This window comes from Mesorhizobium sp. CU3 (genome assembly GCF_006442965.1).
GTDB lineage: Bacteria > Pseudomonadota > Alphaproteobacteria > Rhizobiales > Rhizobiaceae > Mesorhizobium.
Genome location: NZ_VFWX01000006.1, coordinates 230,957 through 251,155, shown reverse-complemented (window position 1 = coordinate 251,155; position 20,199 = coordinate 230,957). Strand labels below are relative to the sequence as shown.

At 65.3% G+C, this 20,199-nt stretch carries 24 protein-coding genes; 6 read left to right on the top strand and 18 right to left on the bottom strand.

Features of this window, described 5'->3' with window-relative positions; all coding sequences use genetic code 11:
• Positions 1 to 44: 44 nt before the first annotated feature.
• The 7 genes from ureG to ureC form a co-directional block, all read right to left on the bottom strand.
• Complete coding sequence (ureG, locus tag FJ988_RS11915) at positions 45 to 677, bottom strand: urease accessory protein UreG (RefSeq protein WP_140817716.1); 633 nt, start codon at positions 675 to 677, stop codon at positions 45 to 47.
• Positions 674 to 1,114: a DUF3995 domain-containing protein gene (locus FJ988_RS11910; RefSeq protein ID WP_140817714.1), complete on the bottom strand. Its 441-nt coding sequence runs from the start codon at positions 1,112 to 1,114 to the stop codon at positions 674 to 676. The genes ureG and FJ988_RS11910 overlap by 4 nt, the downstream gene beginning before the upstream one ends.
• Complete coding sequence (locus tag FJ988_RS11905; RefSeq protein WP_140817858.1) at positions 1,111 to 1,782, bottom strand: urease accessory protein UreF; 672 nt, start codon at positions 1,780 to 1,782, stop codon at positions 1,111 to 1,113. The genes FJ988_RS11910 and FJ988_RS11905 overlap by 4 nt, the downstream gene beginning before the upstream one ends.
• On the bottom strand, positions 1,775 to 2,359 hold the full coding sequence (gene ureE, locus FJ988_RS11900) for an urease accessory protein UreE (RefSeq protein ID WP_140817712.1): 585 nt from the start codon (positions 2,357 to 2,359) through the stop codon (positions 1,775 to 1,777). Before ureE ends, FJ988_RS11905 begins: the two co-directional genes overlap by 8 nt.
• Positions 2,356 to 2,961, bottom strand: a complete 606-nt coding sequence (locus FJ988_RS11895; RefSeq protein ID WP_140817710.1) for a glutathione S-transferase family protein — start codon at positions 2,959 to 2,961, stop codon at positions 2,356 to 2,358. Before FJ988_RS11895 ends, ureE begins: the two co-directional genes overlap by 4 nt.
• A 44-nt stretch (positions 2,962 to 3,005) precedes the next feature.
• Entirely contained in the window at positions 3,006 to 3,599 is a 594-nt protein-coding gene (locus FJ988_RS11890) for a hypothetical protein (protein ID WP_140817708.1), read from the bottom strand.
• An 89-nt stretch (positions 3,600 to 3,688) separates the two neighbouring features.
• Positions 3,689 to 5,401, bottom strand: coding sequence for an urease subunit alpha (gene ureC, locus FJ988_RS11885; RefSeq protein ID WP_140817706.1), 1,713 nt, complete (start codon positions 5,399 to 5,401; stop codon positions 3,689 to 3,691).
• A 167-nt stretch (positions 5,402 to 5,568) separates the two neighbouring features.
• On the opposite strand from ureC, the gene FJ988_RS11880 reads away from it, so the two are divergent.
• Complete coding sequence (locus tag FJ988_RS11880) at positions 5,569 to 5,949, top strand: hypothetical protein (RefSeq protein ID WP_140817704.1); 381 nt, start codon at positions 5,569 to 5,571, stop codon at positions 5,947 to 5,949.
• A gap of 53 nt (positions 5,950 to 6,002) precedes the next feature.
• Here the strand turns inward: FJ988_RS11880 and FJ988_RS11875 are convergent, their stop codons facing one another.
• The 5 genes from FJ988_RS11875 to FJ988_RS11855 are packed head-to-tail and all read right to left on the bottom strand — an operon-like array spanning position 6,003 to position 8,430.
• On the bottom strand, positions 6,003 to 6,308 hold the full coding sequence (locus FJ988_RS11875) for an urease subunit beta (protein ID WP_140817702.1): 306 nt from the start codon (positions 6,306 to 6,308) through the stop codon (positions 6,003 to 6,005).
• Between the two features lie 8 nt (positions 6,309 to 6,316).
• A complete protein-coding gene (locus tag FJ988_RS11870; RefSeq protein ID WP_140817700.1) occupies positions 6,317 to 6,910 on the bottom strand; it encodes a HupE/UreJ family protein in 594 nt (197 codons plus the stop codon).
• 22 nt (positions 6,911 to 6,932) lie between these two features.
• Positions 6,933 to 7,187 carry a DUF1272 domain-containing protein gene (locus FJ988_RS11865; protein ID WP_140817698.1) on the bottom strand — a complete coding sequence of 85 codons (255 nt, stop codon included), beginning with the start codon at positions 7,185 to 7,187 and terminating at the stop codon, positions 6,933 to 6,935.
• Between the two features lie 25 nt (positions 7,188 to 7,212).
• Positions 7,213 to 7,515, bottom strand: coding sequence for an urease subunit gamma (locus FJ988_RS11860; protein WP_140817696.1), 303 nt, complete (start codon positions 7,513 to 7,515; stop codon positions 7,213 to 7,215).
• Positions 7,516 to 7,536: 21 nt separating this feature from the next.
• A complete protein-coding gene (locus FJ988_RS11855) occupies positions 7,537 to 8,430 on the bottom strand; it encodes an urease accessory protein UreD (protein ID WP_407067726.1) in 894 nt (297 codons plus the stop codon).
• 178 nt (positions 8,431 to 8,608) lie between these two features.
• Between FJ988_RS11855 and FJ988_RS11850 the strand changes: the two genes are divergently transcribed.
• From FJ988_RS11850 to FJ988_RS11840, 3 genes are all read left to right on the top strand, one after another.
• Complete coding sequence (locus tag FJ988_RS11850; protein ID WP_140817694.1) at positions 8,609 to 8,863, top strand: acyl carrier protein; 255 nt, start codon at positions 8,609 to 8,611, stop codon at positions 8,861 to 8,863.
• A 4-nt stretch (positions 8,864 to 8,867) separates the two neighbouring features.
• Positions 8,868 to 10,076 (top strand): beta-ketoacyl synthase, encoded by a 1,209-nt coding sequence (locus tag FJ988_RS11845; RefSeq protein WP_140817692.1) that lies wholly within the window; start codon positions 8,868 to 8,870, stop codon positions 10,074 to 10,076.
• A gap of 154 nt (positions 10,077 to 10,230) precedes the next feature.
• Entirely contained in the window at positions 10,231 to 10,935 is a 705-nt protein-coding gene (locus FJ988_RS11840; protein ID WP_140817690.1) for a glutathione S-transferase family protein, read from the top strand.
• A 4-nt stretch (positions 10,936 to 10,939) separates the two neighbouring features.
• Here the strand turns inward: FJ988_RS11840 and FJ988_RS11835 are convergent, their stop codons facing one another.
• From FJ988_RS11835 to FJ988_RS11820, 4 genes are all read right to left on the bottom strand, one after another.
• Positions 10,940 to 11,260 (bottom strand): hypothetical protein, encoded by a 321-nt coding sequence (locus FJ988_RS11835; RefSeq protein ID WP_140817688.1) that lies wholly within the window; start codon positions 11,258 to 11,260, stop codon positions 10,940 to 10,942.
• A 154-nt stretch (positions 11,261 to 11,414) separates the two neighbouring features.
• Positions 11,415 to 12,026 (bottom strand): nucleoside triphosphate hydrolase, encoded by a 612-nt coding sequence (locus FJ988_RS11830; RefSeq protein WP_140817686.1) that lies wholly within the window; start codon positions 12,024 to 12,026, stop codon positions 11,415 to 11,417.
• Between the two features lie 333 nt (positions 12,027 to 12,359).
• Positions 12,360 to 13,466 (bottom strand): hypothetical protein, encoded by a 1,107-nt coding sequence (locus FJ988_RS11825; RefSeq protein ID WP_140817684.1) that lies wholly within the window; start codon positions 13,464 to 13,466, stop codon positions 12,360 to 12,362.
• 395 nt (positions 13,467 to 13,861) lie between these two features.
• Positions 13,862 to 15,670 carry a methyl-accepting chemotaxis protein gene (locus FJ988_RS11820; RefSeq protein WP_140817682.1) on the bottom strand — a complete coding sequence of 603 codons (1,809 nt, stop codon included), beginning with the start codon at positions 15,668 to 15,670 and terminating at the stop codon, positions 13,862 to 13,864.
• Between the two features lie 190 nt (positions 15,671 to 15,860).
• Here FJ988_RS11820 and FJ988_RS11815 point away from each other — a divergent pair, with 190 nt between their 5' ends.
• Entirely contained in the window at positions 15,861 to 16,931 is a 1,071-nt protein-coding gene (locus FJ988_RS11815) for a D-alanyl-D-alanine carboxypeptidase family protein (RefSeq protein WP_140817680.1), read from the top strand.
• Positions 16,932 to 16,944: 13 nt separating this feature from the next.
• On the opposite strand, the gene FJ988_RS11810 is transcribed toward FJ988_RS11815, so the two are convergent.
• Together FJ988_RS11810 and FJ988_RS11805 are read right to left on the bottom strand one after the other, a co-directional pair.
• Positions 16,945 to 17,931: a L,D-transpeptidase gene (locus FJ988_RS11810; RefSeq protein ID WP_140817678.1), complete on the bottom strand. Its 987-nt coding sequence runs from the start codon at positions 17,929 to 17,931 to the stop codon at positions 16,945 to 16,947.
• A gap of 171 nt (positions 17,932 to 18,102) precedes the next feature.
• Positions 18,103 to 18,552 carry a universal stress protein gene (locus FJ988_RS11805; protein WP_140817676.1) on the bottom strand — a complete coding sequence of 150 codons (450 nt, stop codon included), beginning with the start codon at positions 18,550 to 18,552 and terminating at the stop codon, positions 18,103 to 18,105.
• Positions 18,553 to 19,079: 527 nt separating this feature from the next.
• On the opposite strand from FJ988_RS11805, the gene FJ988_RS11795 reads away from it, so the two are divergent.
• Complete coding sequence (locus tag FJ988_RS11795; protein ID WP_140817674.1) at positions 19,080 to 20,018, top strand: DUF1003 domain-containing protein; 939 nt, start codon at positions 19,080 to 19,082, stop codon at positions 20,016 to 20,018.
• Positions 20,019 to 20,199 lie beyond the last annotated feature (181 nt).

Genomic DNA, 20,199 nt, shown 5'->3' with positions numbered 1-20,199 from the left:
GCCGACCAGCAACCGATAAACGATGGCTCAGGCCGCCGAGACGCTCAGGCCGCCGGGCGCGCCGACTGCAATCCGCCCTGCTCGACGATGAACTCGATGACCTCCTTGAGGCCCCTGCCGCGCGACAGATCGGTGAAGCCGAAGGGGCGCTTGCCGCGCATGCGGCCGGCATCGCTCTCCATGATTTCGAGATTGACGTTCACATAGGGCGCGAGGTCGCTCTTGTTGATGATGAGGAAATCGGAGCGGGTGATCGCCGGGCCGCCCTTCCTCGGGATCTCCTCGCCTTGGCAGACCGAGATGACGTAGAGCGTCAGATCGGCAAGGTCGGGCGAGAAGGTGGCGGCAAGATTGTCGCCGCCGGATTCGATGAAGATGATGTCAAGATCGGGGAATCTCTTGTTGAGCTCCGCGATGGCGCGCAGGTTGATCGAGGCGTCCTCGCGGATGGCGGTGTGCGGGCAGCCGCCGGTCTCGACGCCGACGATGCGCTCTTCGGGCAATGCCTGCAGCCGCGCCAGCATCATGGCGTCTTCCTTGGTGTAGATGTCGTTGGTGACGACGGCGATGGAGAAGTCGTCGCGCAGTGCCTTGCACAGCTTTTCGGTCAGCGTGGTCTTGCCGGAGCCGACAGGGCCGCCAATGCCGATGCGAAGAGGACCGTTTTTCGAGGTCATGCCGGAAACTCCGAAATAGCGAGGATGGCGAAGCCCAACCCGATCAGCAGGCAGAGCGGAGAATAAAGGCGCTGGTCGAGCCGCGCGAAAGGCTGTTCGGACGCCAGCCGGCGCCACCAGGGCGTAAAGCCGGCGATGCCACGGCCGAGAAAGACGAGGCCGATCATCAAGGCGGTGGCGGCCAGGCCTGCCCTCGGAAAAGGCGTGGCGAAGACGCCGGTCAGCGCCAGCGGCCAGAGCGTCGCCAGCGCCAGACAGGCCGCGACGGCGAAGCTCGCGAATGACGACGGCATCTCGTCGACGCCGCGAAAACCGACGACGGCGCGGGCGCAGGAGGCCTGATCCGTGCCCGGCCAGATGCCGCCTATGCCCCAATAGACATGCAGCGAGGTGATCAGGAGCAGGACGAAAGAGAGGATGAGCGCAAGGGCTGTCATGAGCGGAACAATCGCGAATATTGGGTTTCGTGACGCATCGCCGTTATGTCCGAGATGAAGGCCGAGCCGCCGAGATCGTCGACGCTGGAGGCGGCCGCGCGGGCTGCGGTCGACAGCGCAGGCGACTCAAAGCCGGCTAACAATGCGGTGGCATCGACCTGGCCGACGACACCGAGCCGGATCGCCGCCTGGACCAGATTGGAGAAGAAGGCCTGCAGGAAGGCGGACAGGGCGTCCCGTAGGCCGATGCCATGGTCGCCGGCCACGGCGCCGACGGCGACGCAGTAGGGGCAATCGGCGGGCAGGCGCTCGAGCCCCGGAGACGGCCAGGCGGACGCCGCCTTCAAGAAAGCCGCGCCCTGCAGCATCGTCTCCAGGTGGCGCTCCTGCGAGCCGGCCAGCGCTTCGGCCAGGGCGGCGACCTCCGCAAGATCGCCGTCGTCCCGCGCGCAGCGCCAGGCTTCGGCGAACAGCACCGCGTCGTTCCAGCCGGAACCCATCTCGACCAGCGTCTCCAGCCATTGGGCGAGGTCCCGGCGATTGGCGATCAGCCCGTCCTGCACGGCGCGTTCCAGGCCGTGGCTGTAGGAAAAGCCGCCGACCGGAAAGGCCGGCGACAGCCATGCCATCAGCCGCAAAAGCGCGACGCTGGAAGACTGCTCAGTCATGGTGATGGTGGTGACCATGGTCGTGGTGGTGATGGTCGTGATCGTGATCGTGATGATGATCATGGTCGTGGTGATCGTGGTCGTGGTGATCGTGCGAATGATCGTGGCCATGCCCCGAATAGGCGCCGCGCACCGGGGTGAACGGCTCAGACACTTCGGCCACCGTAGCGCCCAGGCCTTCCAGCATCGCCTTGATGACGTGGTCGCGCAGAATGAGGATGCGGTTCGGCTCGATCGCGGCGGCGAGATGGCGGTTGCCGATGTGCCAGGCAAGCTCGGTCAGATGCACGGCGTCGCGGGCGCGGATGTCGTAGACCTCTTCGGGCGCCGCGACGATCTCGAGCTGGCGGCCGTCCTCCAGCACCAGCCGGTCGCCGTCGCTGAGCGCCACCGGCTCGGGCAGGTCGACCAGCACCTTATCGCCGGCCGCCGTCTCGATGGCCCGCCGGCGCAGGTGCCGCTCGTCATGCGGCAGCACGGCTTTGTCGTAGGGGGCCACCGGTCCGGCTTCGCCGGCCGGAAGAACCGAGACGGCGCGCGGAAATTTGGTGAAGTCGGTGGTGATGTTGAGTTTCATCTCATGGCTCCGCCATTGGCTTGGGCGCGGGCGCGGGCGGGCCGCGACAGCACGCGATCGAAATAGGCGCCGACCCGCTCGGAGTCGACCGGGAATTTTCCGGCGCGCGCCCAGGCGCCCATGTCGCCGAGCAGCACGTCGACAGCGGTGAACCGGTCGCCCAGCGCAAAAGGCCTGTCGCCGAGCCTGCGATCCAGCGCCTGCACTTCGGAGGCGAAATCATAGACCGCCGCCGGACCGACATCGACGCGGACATCCTTCGGCAAGAGGAAACGGTGGCGCAGCTTGTTCCACAGCGGCGCCTCCAACTCGCTCTGGGCGAAATGCATCCAGGAATCCATCTCGGCGCGACCGGCGAGGCCCGGATTGGCGCCCATGCCTTTGTCGGCATGCTTGTCGGCCAGATAGACGCAGATCGCCGCGGAATCCGTGATTTTCAGGTCGCCATCGATCAGGATCGGCACCTTGCCGGAGGGATTGAGCGCATAGGCTTCCGGCGAGCGCAATTTGACCTCGACGAATTCATAGGGCTGCCCGAGTTCCTCGAGCATCCAGAGCACCCGGCTGACGCGGGAGCCACGCGATCCGACAGCCTTGTACATGGTTGACCCTGCCTTTCCCCTGAATCCTAGACCATCGCGTTCGCTCAGACGATGGTGTCGAAGAGCCGCAGGATGAAGGAAATCTGGTAGATCAGCGCGGCCGCGACGAAGGCGATGTGGAAGCGCTTGTCGCGCACCAGGATCGCGACCAGACACAAAGCGACGAAGACCGGCGTGCGGAACAGATACTCGTTGCCGAAACGGGCGAAGTGCTCCGGGCCTTTGAGCAGCGTGTCGATGACGTCGAGCAGATAGGTCGCCGCCAGCAGGCCGAAGAACCAGGCGCGACGCGAGTAAAAATAGTCCTCGTAGCTGGTGTAATCGAGCATCGAATCCGGGAACAGCAGCGCGCAGAGCAGGAACAGCGTGATGGCGTAGAAAATGATGAAAAGATATTTGCCGAAGGTCCAGTTCTCGATGGCGTAGAGCCCGAACTCCCACCACCAGAAATGCACCAGCATCAGCAGCACCGAGGCGACCCAGGCGAGATGCACCGCGTAGAGCCGGTACTGTCCAGGATGCTGGACGATGCGGGCGGTTCCCGAGAGCAGCCGGGTGACGCCGAGGCCGATCACCATGCCCATGACGATGCGGATATGCGGGAAGATGTCGTGCGGAGAGGCGATTTCGGTGGCCATGCCCGATCACATTGCGGCTGATGCTTGGCCGCATATTGCGGCCTCGACGCGCCAGCCGCAACGGTCTTTGCCCGCTCACCGCAAACGCATCAGAACAGAAAATACCTCTGCGCCATCGGCAGCACCGTCGCGGGCTCGCAGGTCAAGAGCTCGCCATCGGCGCGCACCTCGTAGGTTTCTGGATCGACCTCGACATGCGGCGTGGCGTCGTTGAGCACCATCGAATGCTTGCCGATGCCGCCGCGCGTGTTTTCGACCGCGACCATCGCCTTGGCGACGCCGAGCCTCGCCTGCAGGCCGGCATCGAGGGCGGCCTTGGAGACGAAGGTGACCGAGGAGTTGGTCAACGCCTTGCCATAGGCGCCGAACATCGGCCGGTAGTGCATCGGCTGCGGCGTCGGGATTGAGGCGTTGGGATCGCCCATCGGTGCGGCGGCGATCGAGCCGCCGACCAGCACCATCTCGGGCTTTACGCCGAAAAAGGCCGGGTTCCACAGCACCAGATCGGCGCGTTTGCCGACGGTGATCGAGCCGATCTCCTTCGACAGGCCGTGCGCGATGGCCGGATTGATCGTGTATTTGGCGATGTAGCGGCGGACGCGGAAATTGTCGTTGTCGCCGGTCTCGTCGGGGAGCGACCCGCGCTGGCGCTTCATCTTGTCGGCGGTCTGCCAGGTCCGGATCGCCACCTCGCCGACGCGGCCCATGGCCTGGCTGTCGGAGGAGATGATCGAGAAGGCGCCGATGTCGTGCAGGATATCCTCGGCAGCGATCGTCTCCTTGCGGATGCGGCTTTCAGCGAAGGCGATGTCTTCCGGGATCGACGGCGACAGATGATGGCAGACCATCAGCATGTCGAGATGCTCGGAAAGCGTGTTGACCGTGTAGGGCCTGGTCGGATTGGTCGAGGACGGGATGATGTTGGGCAGGCCGCAGACCTTGATGATATCCGGCGCATGGCCGCCGCCGGCGCCCTCGGTATGGAAGGCGTGGATGGTGCGGCCTTTGATCGCCGCGACCGTGTTCTCGACGAACCCTGACTCGTTCAGGGTGTCGGTGTGGATCATCACCTGCACGTCGTAAGCGTCGGCGACCGACAGGCAGCAGTCGATCGCGGCCGGCGTCGTGCCCCAGTCCTCATGCAGCTTCAGCGAACAGGCGCCGGCCAGCACCATTTCCTCCAGCGCCGCCGGCTTCGAGGCATTGCCCTTGCCGGACAGGCCGATATTCATCGGGAAGGCGTCAAAGGACTGGATCATGCGCGCCATGTGCCAGGGGCCGGGCGTGCAGGTGGTGGCCAAGGTGCCGTGCGCCGGGCCGGTGCCGCCGCCGAGCATGGTGGTGACGCCGCTCATCAGCGCTTCCTCGATCTGCTGCGGGCAGATGAAGTGGATATGCGCGTCGAAGCCGCCGGCGGTCAGGATCTTGCCCTCGCCGGCGATGATTTCCGTGCCCGGGCCGATGATGATGGTGACGCCGGCCTGCGTGTCCGGATTGCCGGCCTTGCCGATCGCGGCGATGCGGCCGTCCTTGAGGCCGATATCCGCCTTGACGATGCCGATAAGCGCATCGACGACCAGCGCGTTGGTGATGACCGTATCGACCGCGCCGTCGGCCCGCGTCACCTGGCTCTGGCCCATGCCGTCGCGGATGACCTTGCCGCCGCCGAATTTCACCTCCTCGCCATGGACGGTGAAATCCCTCTCGACCTCGATGAAGAGCTCGGTGTCAGCCAGGCGCACCTTGTCGCCGACGGTCGGACCATACATCTGCGCATAGGCGGCGCGGGTAATTCTGGCCATCAGCGATTGCTCCCGAAAACGAGGTTGGTTGGGGGTTGGCCGCACATTGTCGCCATCCAATGGTCACGCAATGACCCGTTCGGCGACACTTTGCCCGCCCATTTGGCGGTTGAGGTGGCCTGGTCAGCCCAAAACGAGTGTTTGCCAAACCGATGGAAGGAACATCCATGCGCAGAACGATATTTTTCGCCGCCGCCGCCAGCCTGATCATGGCAGGCGCCGCGAACGCCCAGCAGTCGGCGCCGACACCGAGCCCCTCTCCCGCCGCTCCGGCGCCAGCCACTCCGCAGGCTCAGCCGGCCGTGCCGTCGATCCAGGGCGTCAGCATCGTCGACATCACCGAGCTGCCGAAGGACACGCAGACCCAGGTCAACAAGATCGTGGCGCAGCGCGGCGATGTCGGCCTGCAGACCTTGCGCAAATCGATCGACGCGACGCCCAAGGTGAAATCGGCGCTGGACGCCAAGGGAGTCAGCTCGGCGCAGGTGATCGCCGCCAGCCTGCAGCCCAACGGCGCGCTGACGCTGATCACCAAGAAAGCGAGCTGATTGAGCGGGCCGGCGGTCCCGATGCGGGTCCGCCGGCGCGAGCGCGGCGGAGATCACAGCTTGCCCATCACCTTTTGCTGGAAACCGTAGACCTCGCGTTTTCCACCGAGCGGCACCAGCGTGACGTCACGCTCCTGGCCCGGCTCGAAGCGCATGGCGGTGCCGGCGGCGATGTCGAGCCGCATGCCGCGCGCGCGGTCGCGGTCGAATTTCAACCCCTCATTGGTCTCGAAGAAATGATAGTGGCTGCCGACCTGGATCGGCCGGTCGCCGCTGTTGGCGACCTTGAGCGTCACTGTCGGCAAGCCGGTGTTGAGCTCGATTTCGCCCTTTGCGGGAATGACTTCGCCCGGGATCATCTCGGCCCTCACAGAACGCCGAAGGCAAGGCCGAGACCGACCGCCGCGCAAGCCGCACCGGCGGCACGCACCAGGCCGCGGAAGCGCAGGCCGAGACCGAGAGCCGCCGCTATGCCGACGCCGTGGAGCAGCGCGGTCGCGACGGCGAAGCCCGCCATATATTCGAGACCGCCGGCATTTTCCGGCACTTCCGTGCCATGCGCGTGGCCGTGGAACAGCGCAAACAGGCCGATGATCGCCACGCCCGCCGAGACCGGCAGGTCGATCGCCAGCGCCACCAGCAGGCCGAGCGCGACGACCGAGGCGAGAATGCCGGGCTCGACGAAAGGCACCGGCACATGCAGCATGCCGAGCGCTGCGCCAAACAGCATGACGCCGACGAAGGCGAGCGGCCAGGCCCAAATCGCCTTGCCGCCTTTCAGCGCCGCCCACAGGCCAACGGCGATCATCACCGTCATATGGTCGAGGCCGGACAACGGATGCGCGAAGCCAGCGGCAAAGGACGAGGTAGAGCCAACGCCGACATGTGCGTAAGCCGGCATCGCCGCGGCCAGGAGCAGGATGGCGGCGAGCGTGGTGCGTTTGGTCGAAGCGGGGATCATCTGGCTACCTCTGATTATTTGTTCAAGCGGCTTGGCGCGGGCCGCAGCCTTCGGCCTTCAGCACGCGCTTGGTAGAAGGCGGATATTTCTTCAGCAAAGCCGCCGGCCGGATCGGGCGCGGCGCGAAATTGCCGCCGCAATTCGGACAGACGCCGCCAAGCACTGTTTCGGCGCAGTCCGCGCAAAACGTGCATTCGAAGGTGCATATCCGCGCATCGCTCGCATCCGGCGGCAGATCCTTGTCGCAGCACTCGCAGTTGGGCCTGATTTCCAACATCGGTCCTCTCCTTGCCTTACGGGCCTCAGCGGATCGGCTCATGCACGGTCACCAGCTTGGTGCCGTCGGGAAACGTCGCCTCGACCTGGACGTCGTGGATCATCTCGGCGATGCCGTCCATGACCTGGGCGCGGGTGACGACATGCGCGCCCGCCTCCATCAGCTCGGCCACGGCGCGGCCGTCGCGCGCACCTTCGACGACGAAGTCGGTGATCAAAGCGATGGCTTCCGGGTGGTTGAGCTTGACGCCGCGCTCCAGCCGCTTGCGCGCCACCATCGCCGCCATGGCGATCAGCAGCTTGTCCTTTTCACGCGGCGTCAAATTCATGCGATATCCCGGTATTCGAAATCAGAGTGACCACAATTTGGGCAGACCCGCCCGCCCGTTGAGCAGTTCGACGAGCGGAACCAGCCGCTTGCGGAGCTGGTAGCCGTCGCCGGCGTGAAGCCTCGCAAGAAGCTTGCCAGATCGGCCGACGCGCCAAAAGCTGGCGCCGCCTTCATCGCCGATGACCTGTCGAGCCGGCTCCAGCAGGTCTTGCGCATTCGGCGACACGAGCAACAGGGTGGCGATCGCCGACGCGCCGCCGGCCACGGCCGGACGGGCCAGCCTTGCGGCGATATCGGGGCCAACGCGGAAATCCTCGGCGTGGATGAGCGCGCCGCCCTGGCGGATCCGCCAGCGGTCGTGGAAGCTGCCTTGAACGGTGCGCTCGCCCATCGCCAGCCGGCCGAACAGCGTCGCTTCGAGGATCAGCGCCTCGGCGCCTTCGGCAAGCTCGACATCCAGCCCGCGGGCGAAGGCCGCCTGGTCGAAGACGATGGTTTCCTGCGGCAGCCAGGCGATGCGGCCGCCGGCGGCGGCGCGCAGGCTGACCTTCGCCTCGGCGCGATCGGCGGCGGCGCGATAGACCTTCTCGCAAGCCTGGGTGGTGATCGAGGCGGATGCGCCTTCGCCTACTTCGATCGCCCAGCCGATGCGGTCGCCGCCGGTCAGGCCGCCGGCGGTGTTGATCAGCACGGCTTCGAGCGGATCGCCGCGCACCGAAGGCATGCGGATCTTGGCCGAGCCGTCCTGGTAGAGACGTTGCAGCCTGGTCCGGCCGCCGTTCCTGCCGCAGAAAAGCCTGCCTAGGCCGGCAACACGTTGTGCGGCAGGCAACGGGGGCCCGGCAGGCAAAGGAGCGGCGGCCTGGGACGCCAGGCGATTGTCGATCATGTCCATCGCGCCAAGGTTAAGCACGCTCGCGGCTTTGTCGATATAGCTTGTTGCTTGACATCGTTTCGGTTTCTATAGAGGGAAGCCACCCTGGAGCGGTCATGCGGCGCCTTGCGTGGCAGGAACAGCCCGTTCGTGGAAGCCGGGGATCAAAAAGAGGCGCTGATCGTTTGGCGTCGGGAAACGACAGGGAAGGGAACGAATGGCTGACCAACTGACGACCGAGATCATCGAGAAGATCAAGGCGCATGCCGAAACCGGCGGCGAGGAAATCACCCCCAGCACCGATCTCGGCACGCTCGGCATCCATTCGCTGGAGCTGACCGAGATCATCTTCGACCTGGAAGAGAAATACGGCATCGAGATCGAGATGAACACGGTCGATGCCTGGAGCAATCTGAAGAACGTCGGCGACATGGTCGAGGCGGTTCGCGAATTGATCGCGAAAAAAGCCTGACTGCATGCAAAAACGCGTCGTTATCACCGGCATCGGCGGTATTTGCGGGCTCGGCAACGATGTGGCCGCGATGTGGGATGCCATGCGCGCCGGCCGCTCGGCCATCGGCGCGATCGAGAATCCGTCCCTGCATGATTTGAAGGTCAAGGTCGGCTGCGAGGTCAAGGCATTGCCGGAGCACGGCATCGACCGCAAGCAGCTGGTATCGATGGACCGCTTCAGCCTCTTGGCGGTGATCGCGGCGCGGGAAGCCATGCGGCAGTCGGGGCTGAGCGCGCATGCCGACAACACCTACCGGATGGGCGCGATCGTCGGCGTCGGCGTCGCCGGCTTCGAGACCATCGAGGAGAATTACCGGGCGATCCTAGTCGAAGGCAAGAATCGCGCCGCCATCTTCACCGTGCCGAAAGTGATGCCGGGCGCAGCAGCCGGCCAGGTCAGCATGAATCTCGGGCTGCGCGGCCCGGTGTTCGGTGTCACCTCGGCCTGCTCGTCGGCCAATCATGCGATTTCCACGGCGGTCGACCAGATCCGGCTCGGCCGCGCCGATGTGATGCTTGCCGGCGGCACCGAGGCGCCGCTGGTCTGGGGCGTGCTCAAAGGCTGGGAAGCGCTGCGCGTGCTCGCGCCCGACACCTGCCGGCCGTTCTCGGCCGACCGCCAGGGCCTGTCGCTCGGCGAAGGCGCCGGCATGGCGGTGCTGGAAAGCTACGACCACGCCATGGCGCGCGGCGCCACCATCCTTGCCGAGATCGCCGGCGTCGGGCTTTCCGCCGATGCCTCCGACATCGTCGCCCCGACCATCGAAGGGCCGGAAGCGGCGATGCGCTTCTGTCTGGCGGACGCCGGGCTCAACCCGGAAGATATCGACTATCTCAACGCGCACGGCACCGGCACCAAGGCCAACGACCAGATCGAGACCGCGGCGATCAAGCGCGTTTTCGGCGGCCATGCCGGCGCGCTTTCGGTCTCCTCGACCAAGTCGATGCATGCGCATTGCCTCGGCGCCTCCGGCGGACTGGAGATGATCGCCTGCGTCATGGCGATCCGCGAAGGCGTCGTGCCGCCGACCGCCAATTACCGCGAGCCGGACCCGGACTGCGACCTCGACGTCACGCCCAACGTGGCGCGCGAACGCAAGGTGCGCGCGGCGCTCAGCAACAGCTTTGCCTTCGGCGGCACCAATGCGGTGCTGGCCTTCAAGGCCGTCTGATCGGCGCGGCTGATCCGCCAAAGCGCGACTTCGGTTGACTGTGCGTGCACGGCCAACCGCCTGCCGGCATGTTGATCGCGACGAAGCCCGGTCGTAATTCTGTGCACCCCGCCACGAGCGCCGCCTGGCGCCATCCCGCACCCCGGAGCCTTCGATGACCGACCTGTCCGCCTTCCCGATCGCCAAGCGCTGGCCGGCCAAGCATCCCGACCGGCTGCAGCTCTATTCCGCCACGACGCCCAACGGCGTGAAGGTGTCGATCGCGCTGGAGGAGATCGGTCTCGCTTACGAGCCGCACTATGTCGATATCGGCAAGAACGAGAGCTGGACGCCGGAATTCCTGTCGCTCAACCCGAACGGCAAGATACCGGCGATCATCGATCCGGACGGGCCGGGCGGCAAGCCGATCGGCTTGTTCGAATCCGGCGCCATCCTGCTCTACCTGGCGGACAAGACCGGCAAGCTGATGCCCGCCGATCCGATCCGGCGCTACGAAACCATCCAGTGGGTGTTCTTCCAGATGGCGTCGATCGGCCCGATCTTCGGCCAGGTCGGCTTCTTCAACAAATTCGCCGGACGCGAGATCGCCGACAAGCGGCCGCTGACGCGCTACCGCGACGAATCGCGCCGGCTGATCGGCGTACTGGAGACGCGGCTCAAGGGCCGGCAATGGATCATGGGTGACGACTACACCATCGCCGATGTCTCGATGCTCGGCTGGGTGCGCAACCTGATCGGTTTTTACGAGGCGCGCGAGTTGGTCGGCTTCGACGATTTCCCAACCGTCGCCGCATGGCTGGAGCGGGGCTTGGCAAGGCCGGCGGTGAAGCGCGGCCTGACCATCCCGGCAAAGGGCTGAAAGACTATTTGGCCTTGGCCTTGGCGCCGCGGCCGAACACTGAAGCCGCGAGCCGCGCCGTCGCCACCACCGCGCCGGTCGCCACGCTGGCTACGGTGCGGATCGGGCCGGACTTGCCGGCCGCCTTCGCAGTCGCAGGCTTGTGCGGCTTCGCGGGCTTGACCGCGACCTTGTGCGCAGCACCTGCCACGACTTTCCTGGGCGCCGCCTTGCCGAAGGCCGGCTTGCCGTCCTTCGCAAGCGGCGCTTCCTCGGCAGGTTTGGGCTGCCTGGGCTGATTGGCTCGGCCCTTTGCGGGCGCAGGTTTTCTGGTTCTGGTTGCCATCGGACGGCTCCCTCAACGGCGGATAAAGGGGATGCCGCCATAACGACCTGAAAACCTTAAGGTTCCCGAGCAGAAATATTGAAAATTGAGCGGGTTAACCAATCACCAGGGTGATTAACCAATCACCAGGGTGATTAACCAATCACCTCCGTGATTAACCAATCACCAGATCGGCCGGCCGGCGGCGCGCCAGCACGCGCTCGATGTTGGGCATGTCGTTGGAGGCGATCCAGGCGCGGGCATCCTCTTCGGACTTTCCATGTTCGTGCCAGCGCTCCATCAGGCGGCGCTCAAGCTCACCCCGGGGCACGTCGACGAAGATGGTGAAATCGAACAGCGGCGCCAGCCGCGACCACGGCTCTTCGTCGAGCAGAAGATAATTGCCCTCGACCAGGACGAACTTGGTGTCCGCCGAAACGATCTCGGCCGCGGCGCGCGACAATTCGATGTTGCGGTCGAAGACCGGAATGGCGATGTCCGGCTCGCCCGACCGGATGCGCTTCAAGAGCGTCTCGAAGCCGGCGAAATCGAAGGTTTCCGGCGCGCCTTTGCGCGCGCGCATGCCGCGGCGGTTGAGGATGATATCGTCATAGTGGAAGCCATCCATCGGCACGACTTCCGAGGTGCCCTCCGGCAAAAGCTCGTGCAGCCTGCCCGATATGGTCGATTTGCCGGCTCCCGGCGGCCCGGCAATGGCGACGACGAAACGCTTGGCCTTGCCGGCGCGCTTGAAGATGGCGGCGGTGATATGGGCTAGGTCAGACATCGACGCCTCTGCGTTAGCGAATCCGGCCGCATCTTGGCGGGTGGTGGTGGAAATATCAAACGGTGATCCTATCGCCGGGTTTGCTATCGCGGGCTTCGAAGATTGGCCCCGGCCTTTCTCACATCGTCATCCACGGGCGAAGCAAGGAGCGTAGCGACGCAGCGCAGACCCGAGGATCCATGCCGTGACGCGGAGGCGCTGCTACGGTGCAGAATTCTGCTCCGCTGCGCCTTGCGATCAAGGTAACGGCATGGATTCCAGGGTCTGCGCGCGTCGCTTCGCTCCTTGCTTCGCCCTGGAATGACGAACTCGCGGGCGCTCTGCCCAAACCAGTCACGCCGGCACCGAACGCCCGATGCGCAGGAACTCGCCGTCGAACGGCACCTCCTCAGCAGTGCCGTTGGCGGCGAGGATGCGCATGCGGTCGCTCACCGTCTCGATGGCGCTCGGCGGCTCGACACCCGCGGCGGGAACACCCCCGATGACATGGCGGAAGGACACAGAGCGTCCCTCGGCAAGCGCGAAGGCCGTCGCCACGCCTTCACGCTTTAGCCAATTGTCGCCGAGCGAGGCGGCATGGCCGACCGCGGCGCGGCCGTCCTCGATGCCGAGCACGCCGAGATGGCGACCGCTCCACGGCGCGTAGTCCCGGCCGCCATTGGAGAACCACAGCATGGTGATGGGCAGTTCGGCCGGGTTCTTCAGCACCAGCACCAGATCCTTTTCGGCGCGCCGCGCGATTGCCGTCCAACCCGGACCGGCATGGTCAGCCTCGACCAAGGTGATGAAATCCTCGCGCTTGTCCTGCATGCGGTAATCGGTGAGGTCGGCGGCGCCGCCGGCGGCGAGCGGGAACTGCGCGAGATCGCCGGAGCGGGCCGGATAGGCTAGCATGAAGCGGCCGCGCGCCGGGTCCGGCTCCAGCGGCGTCGGCGGCGTCACCGCGACGCGCTTGGGCGAAAAGGCGAGCCGGCCGCCGTCCCGCATGGAGGTCATCGGATGATGTGCCACCGAGATGGCGCCGGAGCCGCCGGAAAAGATATGTTCCTGGTAGAGGAAGGGATGGCCGTCGCGAAGGGTAAAAACCTTGTCGATCGCCGCGCCCATGACCTTGCGGCGCAGCCGGAACACGGCGCGCCAGCCGCCGGCAATGGCGCCGTTCTCGACGACATCCCATTCGCTGTTCGCCGGCCAGCCATGCAGGGGAGCTGCTTCGACATCGCTCGCCGAAAACGGCGCGCAAAGGAAATCGCCGGACAGCCTCACCGTGCCTTCGGGGGTGCTTTCGGGCAGCGTTTCGCGCGGCGAACCGACCCAGGGGGCACGGTGCAGCGGCTTCAGGATGCGGCCGTCGGCCTCGACGTCCATGGCGGCGATGTGGCCGACCGCGAGGTCGAGCGAAACCGAGATGCCTTTTGCGCTGATGGTGACCGTGTCCATGGGTGCCTCCCCGAATCTCTTTGGGGCGCAAGGAAAGCCTGCGTAGTGCCTTCCGCGCAAGTCGGCTGACGGGCAATTTGCATCAGGACGTCGCGCCCTACGAGCTCCCTCTCCCCCACAAAGGCTACGCTATGCACACATCTTTTGTGATTGGCGTGACTGATCGGGCCTGAGGCTTGATTGCCAGGTGGTTCCCCCAATCCGTCGCTGCTTCGCAGCGCCACCTTTCCCCCCCTCCGGAGGGAAAGGAAGGGAGCCTTGCTGGACAAGCGTTGACGGCAAAAGAAGCTTGGCGCCTTTCCTCTACCCCGTCGATCGGGGGAGAGGTGGCTCGGCGAAGCCGAGACGGAGTGGGGGTCGACCGGCGTCGACGCAGACAGTTGGCCTCACCCGCCCTACTGCCGCTTATATTCCCGCACCGGTGACTTCGTCCCGTCCGTGTAGGTCACCTGGACCGCCATCGACGTGATGTCGTCCTTCACCTTGAAATAGGGCTGGTAGTTGTCGGGGATGGAGTAGGGGTCCTTGGCGTCGCAAGGCGGCATCTTGATCTCTTTGTCGAGCGTCGTGCCGTTCAGGCTGTAATGCACAGCCTTGATGGCGCAGCGGTAGGACAGCATCTGGGTGAAATAGACCAGGCCGTGATTGCCGCCGGAATCGAAGGCGATCCATGAGGTCCAGAACTGGTCGAGTATCTGCTTGTTGCCCTGCTGCAGCGCGCCGTCCGGGTCGAAGCGGATGTCGAACGGGCCGGTCTCGCGGCCCCTGATGTCGAGATATTTGATGGCGATGGTGGTGGCCGCGGTGCTGTCCGGCAATTCGAAGCTCGGATTGGGCATCGGCTTGCCGGTGCGCTGGTCGTTCATCGCCATCACACCGGTGTCGATGAACGGACCTGTATCGCCGAGCCGCCAGGAAATCGCCGTCGCCGGCTCGGGCAGCGAGATCGTCATCGACCAGCCGGCATTGGAGCGCATCGGCGTCAATGTCGGCGCGAAGCGCGACGGGTCGAGCACGTCGCCAAGCGCCGTCAGGCGGCTGCGACTGCGGTCGAGCCAATCGGCCAGCTGCGTCTGGTCGACGAAATATTTGAGCAGGCCGCCATCCTTCTCGTAGGAAACGAATTTGGTCAGCGCCTGGGCTTCGTTCCGCTTGTCGGCCAGCGTCTGGCTGCCCAGACGATCCTCGGAGAATTCCTGCGCCAGCAGGAAGTAAGCCGGCGCGTAATCCGGATTGGCCGCGATGAAGGCGTTGAGCTTGTCGAGCCGCTGGGCGTCGTCGAACTGCAACAGATGGACGAGCTTGATCGACGGCGCCTTGGCCTTTTCGGCAAGCTGGCCGAACACTTCGCGCGCGCCGGCCTTGCCGTCCTGGACACGAATTAAGGTGGCAAAGCGCGTATAGGGATCGACGGCGTCGACATCGAAGCCGGCAAAGGCGAGATAGGAACGCCTTGCATTGAGCATGTCGCCGGCAAGCTCATAGACGCGGGCGTTGTGGTAAAACTCGTCGGGCCGCTTGGGATCGCCGATCGCGCCACCTTGCGCCGAAAGCTGGGCAAAGCCCTTGGCTATGGTGTCGATGGAAGCGGCGATCTGTTCGGTGGTCGCCTGCAGTTTTTCGGCCTGCGCCTGCTGCTGCTTCTGGCCGGCGGCCAAAGTGTCCGTCGTCTGCTTGACTGCCTCGACGCTCTTTTGCGTCTCAGCGCCCTGCGCCGCCTGCTGCTGCTGGGTGGCTGCAATCTGCTCGGTGGTCTTGGCCACCGTGTCCGTCGATTTCTTCACCTCCTCGACGGTCTTCTGCGTCTCGGTGACGGTCTTCTCGATCTTGGCGACCTTCTCCGAGACGATGCCCAGCGACTGCTGCAGTTGCGCGACCGCCGGCACCAGCGCGGCAATGACGCCGTTCTGCGAGGAGGTTTCCTGCTGGACGGCGTAGACGCCGCTGGCGATGGCGGCGGCACTGGTGGCGAAGATCAGCGCCGGCATGGCTCTTGCCGCCAGCACCAGGCGCAGCACCATCGCAATGGCGATGATCAACGCCGCGACCGCCGCACCCAGCGCGATATAGGCGGCAAAGGGTCCGAGTGGATTGAGCACGTCGCCGACCGCGCCGCTGATGAAAGCAAAACTCGCCGCCCATTTGCCGGTGCGGCTCAGCGATGCCCGCAGAAGCGAGGTCGTACCCGTGGCGATTTCCGACATGCCGATTCCCCCAAACCGATTGCCGCATCATAGCGGCAAGGGGATGCGGATGGCAAAACCCGCCTATCTAGGTGTGTCCAAAAGGCCGCGAAAGCTGGGTAAAATGCCCAGCCCCCGCCGTTAACCAGTTGGACGGGGCGGATCGGTTACGTTAGCGTCCCGGCGTCTCAGCAACAGTTTCAGAACAATCTTGCCCCGTTCCTTTCCGCTCCTCCACAAGCTCTTCGCCGTCTTGGCACTTCTCGCGCTGGTCGCCGGCTGCACCACGGCCGCACCCCCGGAAAGCGTGCTCAACGTGCCGGCGCAGCCGCAGAAATACGCGGCGATCGTGGTCGACGCCTCGAGCGGCAAGACACTGTTCGAGGTCAATTCGCGGTCGCAGCGCTATCCGGCGTCGCTGACCAAGATGATGACGCTCTACATGCTGTTCGAGGCGATGGAGAGCGGGCGCGTCACCAAACAGACGCAGATCCCGGTCTCCGACCACGCCGCCTCGCAGCCGCCGACCAAGCTGCGCTTCAGGCGCGGCGAGACGATCGACGTCGATTCCGCCATCCGCGCCATGGTGGTGAAATCGGCCAACGACGTCGCGGTGGCGGTGGGCGAATATCTGGGCGGCGGCTCGGAAGAGCGGTTCGCCCAGATGATGACCGCCAAGGCGCGCTCGCTGGGCATGAGCGGCACCAATTTCCAGAACGCCTGCGGCCTGCCCGACGACGGCCAGGTGACGACGGCGCGCGACATGGCGGTGCTGGGCATGGCGCTGGAGAAGCGCTTCCCGCAGCATTTCCACTATTTCTCCGAAAGCGACTTCATGTTCCGCGGCCGGCTGGTGCGCGGCCATAACGACATGCTTGGACGGGTGCGCGGCGTCGACGGCATCAAGACCGGCTATATCCGCGCTTCCGGCTACAATATCGTCACCTCCTACAATGCCGACGGCAGGCACCTGATCGTGGTGGTGATGGGCGCCGACAGCGCGCGCCAGCGCAACGACCATGTCGAGGCGCTGATCCAGCGCAGCCTTGGGCAGTCGACCGCCGCCGCGGCCCAGCCAAGGCTGATGTATGCCGGCCAGCAGCCTGACTCGCCGCCGCCGGGCTCGGCATTGCCTGGACTGCCGCAGCAGGACTCGTCATTGCCCGGTTTGCCGCCGCCACCGGATCAGGCAACAGCCGCGCCGCCGCCGGGTTCGCCGGCGTCCGACCTGCCGTCGCCGGATCTGGCTTCGCCGACGTCGCCGCTGCTGCAGACGCAGTAGGGCGTCGGGGCGCTCAGCTCTCGCCCGCCATCACCACAAAATCCTTGCCGGTGCGGCTGTCGGGGTGGAGCGGCGCGTCGGTCAGCACCAGCACCATGCCGGCGCGCATGCGCGACTGCACCGCATCGGCAAAGCCCTTGGTCACGGTAAGGCGCTTCAGCACCGATTGCGCACCGCCGCCGAACATGGCGCCGGAGCCGGCGCTGCGGCTGATATCGACCCATTGCAGCGTGCCGCCTGGGCCGCTCGGCTGCATGGTCATGACATAATTGCCGAGCTTGCCGTCGCCGGCGACGCTGAGCGGCGCCTGGTCGACCACCTTGTCGTTCTCGATCAGCAGCATCTGCTTGTCGGCCGAAGAGCCGATCACCGAAATGACCGGCTGGGCCTTGTCGCTGGTCCAGTCGGTCGGCGCCTTGCTGCCGTCCTTGCTCGACACGATCTGGGCAAACTGGCCGGCGGCGGAGCCGCCCAGCACCATGCCCGGATGCACCAGATCGGGCGCCGCGTCGGGCCCGCCGGCGATGATCACCGGTGTGCCGAGATGGGTGATGGAGAAGAGGTCCGCCGAGAAGGCGAGCGGCAGGCGCACGCAGCCATGCGACGCGGGATATCCCGGCAGATTTCCGGCATGGAGCGCAATGCCCGACCAGGTCAGCCGGTTCATGTTCGGCATCGGCGCGTCGTCATAGGTGCTCGACTTGTGGTTCTTGTCCTTCTCCAGGATGACGAACACGCCGGTCGGCGTCTCGTGGCCGGGCTTGCCGGTCGAGCAGGTGGAGACCGCGATGCGGATGCCGTTGCGGTAGACATGGACGCGCTGCTCAGGCAACGAGACGATGATCGCCAGCGGACCGTCGGGCGTGCGGTCCGGATGCCAGGTGAACTGGCCCGGCTGCATGTCCTGGATATCCTTGAGTGTTTCGGCGGCCCGCGCCGTACCGGCGACAAGGCCGAACAGGCTGACCGCAAGCAACTGACGCCGATGCAGGATCATCATCGCACCCCTCGATGGAAGGGGCAGTGTAACGGATTGTGGGGGTTGCGGCTATGTGGGTGTGGCGCAGGCCCCCAACGCGTTGTCATTCTAGGGCGGAGCAAGGAGCGAAGCGACGCGCGCAGACCCTAGTATGACGAACGTAAAGGGGCAGCCCCGCGCCCTGTCGTTACCCTACCGAACCACCAGCACCGGGATTTCCGTCAGCGACACCACTTCGGCCGTCTGGCTGCCCAGCACCAGCCTTCCCAGCCCGCGGCGGCCGTGCGAGGCCATGACGATGAGGTCGCTCGCTTCCGAGCGGGCGACGTCGAGGATCGCCTCGGCGGGCGTGCGGTTCTCGATATGCAGGGTTTTCGCGACGACGCCCTTGGCATCGGCATCGGCCTTGCATTTGTCCAGCACCTCGCGAGCGTATTTGCGCGCGCTTTCCTCGTAATCGACCAGCGCGTCGGCGGCGACATAGCCGGACATCGCGCCGCCCCAGGCAAGCGTCGGGAACGCCTCGGAGACGTTGAGGAAGGTGACCGCGGCGTCGAGGCCCTTGGCGAGCTCCAGCCCATGGGCGACGCCCTTGCCGGCGAGTTCCGAACCGTCGGTGGCGATCAGGATTTTCTTGTACATGATGACGATCCCTCATTTTGTGGGGCGCGACCCCCGGTGGTGGCCTGGCCGTGATCAGGCTTGAGCTTGATGTAGTTTGCCGGGTTGGTCAGCCCCAGGGGCGGAATGGAGCCAGGCGGCAGGGATTGTCGCGCCAGGGCGGCGAGAACTTAACTTTCGAGGGCGGCGCTGCCCCTCATTGCCCTGCCGGGCATTTCTCCCCGTATAGTGACGGGGAGAAAGAAGCTCGCGCCGCCGGCTTCGCCAATCGCCAACGCTGCAGGAAGTGCGCCGAGGTGGCGCTCAGTTTCCTTCTCCCCGTTCACGGGGAGAAGGTGCCCGAAGGGCGGATGAGGGGCGGCGCCGACTTTGGAGATTGGCCGTTGCCAGCCCTGGTCCCTTGGATTTGCCGCCAAGGCTCGCTGTCCGGACAGCAGCCCACCCATCACAAGAACTTGTTCGGTCATACGAGATTCACACTCGCCATGGATATGCTGCGCCGGCTTGGCGTATCGTAGCCGCGAAGCCCGCGAACAGGAGCACTGACCATGGCCGGCGACCCCAAAACATCAGCGCAGATCCAGGCCGACAACGAGAACGAAACGGGTAGCGAATATCTCGAGGCGGAAACCGTATCGGAGGGCGACGAGCACGCCGCCGACGAGATCCTCGAAGCGCCGGAAGTGCCGGATTCCGAACCGCATGTTCCCGGAACAGCGGGCACGGCGCGGATCAAGCCGAAGAAGAAGCCGTCGGCGATATCGGGGCGCAAATTCCGCAAGCGCGACCTGGTGCGCATCGACGATCTGCGGCCCAGCCTGGCCGACCGCATCCGCTCCGACCATCCCGACCTGCCGCGCGGCGCCCGCGTCAGCCGCGAGGAGCTCGGCCGCTACCGCATGCGCTACATGGAGGAATTGCTGCAGCAGGAGCATGGCGAATTCTCCGAGCTCGACCGCCAGGTGGTGGAATCGATCGCCAAACAGGACACGATTTCGGAAAACTCGGAAGAGGAGTTCGAGGAGCGCCGCACCTTCCCCGACCGTGTCTCCGACAACATGGCCGCCTTCGGCGGCAGCTGGTGGTTCCTGATCTCATTCGCCACCGTGCTTCTGGTCTGGATCGGCATCAACCTGTTCGAAGGCTTGAACAGCGCCTTCGACCCCTACCCCTTCATCCTGCTCAACCTCCTGCTCTCCTGCATCGCCGCCATCCAGGCGCCGGTGATCATGATGAGCCAGAAGCGCCAGGAGGTGAAAGATCGCCTGCGCTCCTTCAACGAATACCGCGTCAACCTCAAGGCCGAGCTCGAAGTGCGCCATTTGCACGAAAAACTCGACTATCTGATCTCGCGCCAATGGACGCGGCTTGCCGAAATGCAGCAGATGCAGCTCGATGCGATGAACGAGCTGGCAGGTGCGAAGAAGCAGAAGCGGGCGACACGGGCGGTGCGGCGCAAGACGGCGAAGGTGGGAGCGGAGGGATGAGGCCAGCAGTTCCTCGCCCCACGATAGTGGGGAGAGGTGGCCCGGCGAAGCCGGGACGGAGAGGGGAACGCCCTATCCGATGGCCTATCGCTCAGACAATCAACCCACCAGACCGCCCGCCACCCCAATTGGCCGTTGAAGCCCGAAGCGGCTTCCGCTAAGAAGCCGTGGCTGGCCGGCT

Excerpts from the sequence above, each read along its gene's own strand:
- ureG (WP_140817716.1), bottom strand. The coding sequence starts at position 677 with ATGACCTCGAAAAACGGTCCTCTTCGCATCGGCATTGGCGGCCCTGTC.
- FJ988_RS11910 (WP_140817714.1), bottom strand. The coding sequence starts at position 1,114 with ATGACAGCCCTTGCGCTCATCCTCTCTTTCGTCCTGCTCCTGATCACC.
- FJ988_RS11905 (WP_140817858.1), bottom strand. The coding sequence starts at position 1,782 with ATGACTGAGCAGTCTTCCAGCGTCGCGCTTTTGCGGCTGATGGCATGG.
- ureE (WP_140817712.1), bottom strand. The coding sequence starts at position 2,359 with ATGAAACTCAACATCACCACCGACTTCACCAAATTTCCGCGCGCCGTC.
- FJ988_RS11895 (WP_140817710.1), bottom strand. The coding sequence starts at position 2,961 with ATGTACAAGGCTGTCGGATCGCGTGGCTCCCGCGTCAGCCGGGTGCTC.
- FJ988_RS11890 (WP_140817708.1), bottom strand. The coding sequence starts at position 3,599 with ATGGCCACCGAAATCGCCTCTCCGCACGACATCTTCCCGCATATCCGC.
- ureC (WP_140817706.1), bottom strand. The coding sequence starts at position 5,401 with ATGGCCAGAATTACCCGCGCCGCCTATGCGCAGATGTATGGTCCGACC.
- FJ988_RS11880 (WP_140817704.1), top strand. The coding sequence starts at position 5,569 with ATGCGCAGAACGATATTTTTCGCCGCCGCCGCCAGCCTGATCATGGCA.
- FJ988_RS11875 (WP_140817702.1), bottom strand. The coding sequence starts at position 6,308 with ATGATCCCGGGCGAAGTCATTCCCGCAAAGGGCGAAATCGAGCTCAAC.
- FJ988_RS11870 (WP_140817700.1), bottom strand. The coding sequence starts at position 6,910 with ATGATCCCCGCTTCGACCAAACGCACCACGCTCGCCGCCATCCTGCTC.
- FJ988_RS11865 (WP_140817698.1), bottom strand. The coding sequence starts at position 7,187 with ATGTTGGAAATCAGGCCCAACTGCGAGTGCTGCGACAAGGATCTGCCG.
- FJ988_RS11860 (WP_140817696.1), bottom strand. The coding sequence starts at position 7,515 with ATGAATTTGACGCCGCGTGAAAAGGACAAGCTGCTGATCGCCATGGCG.
- FJ988_RS11850 (WP_140817694.1), top strand. The coding sequence starts at position 8,609 with ATGGCTGACCAACTGACGACCGAGATCATCGAGAAGATCAAGGCGCAT.
- FJ988_RS11845 (WP_140817692.1), top strand. The coding sequence starts at position 8,868 with ATGCAAAAACGCGTCGTTATCACCGGCATCGGCGGTATTTGCGGGCTC.
- FJ988_RS11840 (WP_140817690.1), top strand. The coding sequence starts at position 10,231 with ATGACCGACCTGTCCGCCTTCCCGATCGCCAAGCGCTGGCCGGCCAAG.
- FJ988_RS11835 (WP_140817688.1), bottom strand. The coding sequence starts at position 11,260 with ATGGCAACCAGAACCAGAAAACCTGCGCCCGCAAAGGGCCGAGCCAAT.
- FJ988_RS11830 (WP_140817686.1), bottom strand. The coding sequence starts at position 12,026 with ATGTCTGACCTAGCCCATATCACCGCCGCCATCTTCAAGCGCGCCGGC.
- FJ988_RS11825 (WP_140817684.1), bottom strand. The coding sequence starts at position 13,466 with ATGGACACGGTCACCATCAGCGCAAAAGGCATCTCGGTTTCGCTCGAC.
- FJ988_RS11820 (WP_140817682.1), bottom strand. The coding sequence starts at position 15,670 with ATGTCGGAAATCGCCACGGGTACGACCTCGCTTCTGCGGGCATCGCTG.
- FJ988_RS11810 (WP_140817678.1), bottom strand. The coding sequence starts at position 17,931 with ATGATGATCCTGCATCGGCGTCAGTTGCTTGCGGTCAGCCTGTTCGGC.
- FJ988_RS11805 (WP_140817676.1), bottom strand. The coding sequence starts at position 18,552 with ATGTACAAGAAAATCCTGATCGCCACCGACGGTTCGGAACTCGCCGGC.
- FJ988_RS11795 (WP_140817674.1), top strand. The coding sequence starts at position 19,080 with ATGGCCGGCGACCCCAAAACATCAGCGCAGATCCAGGCCGACAACGAG.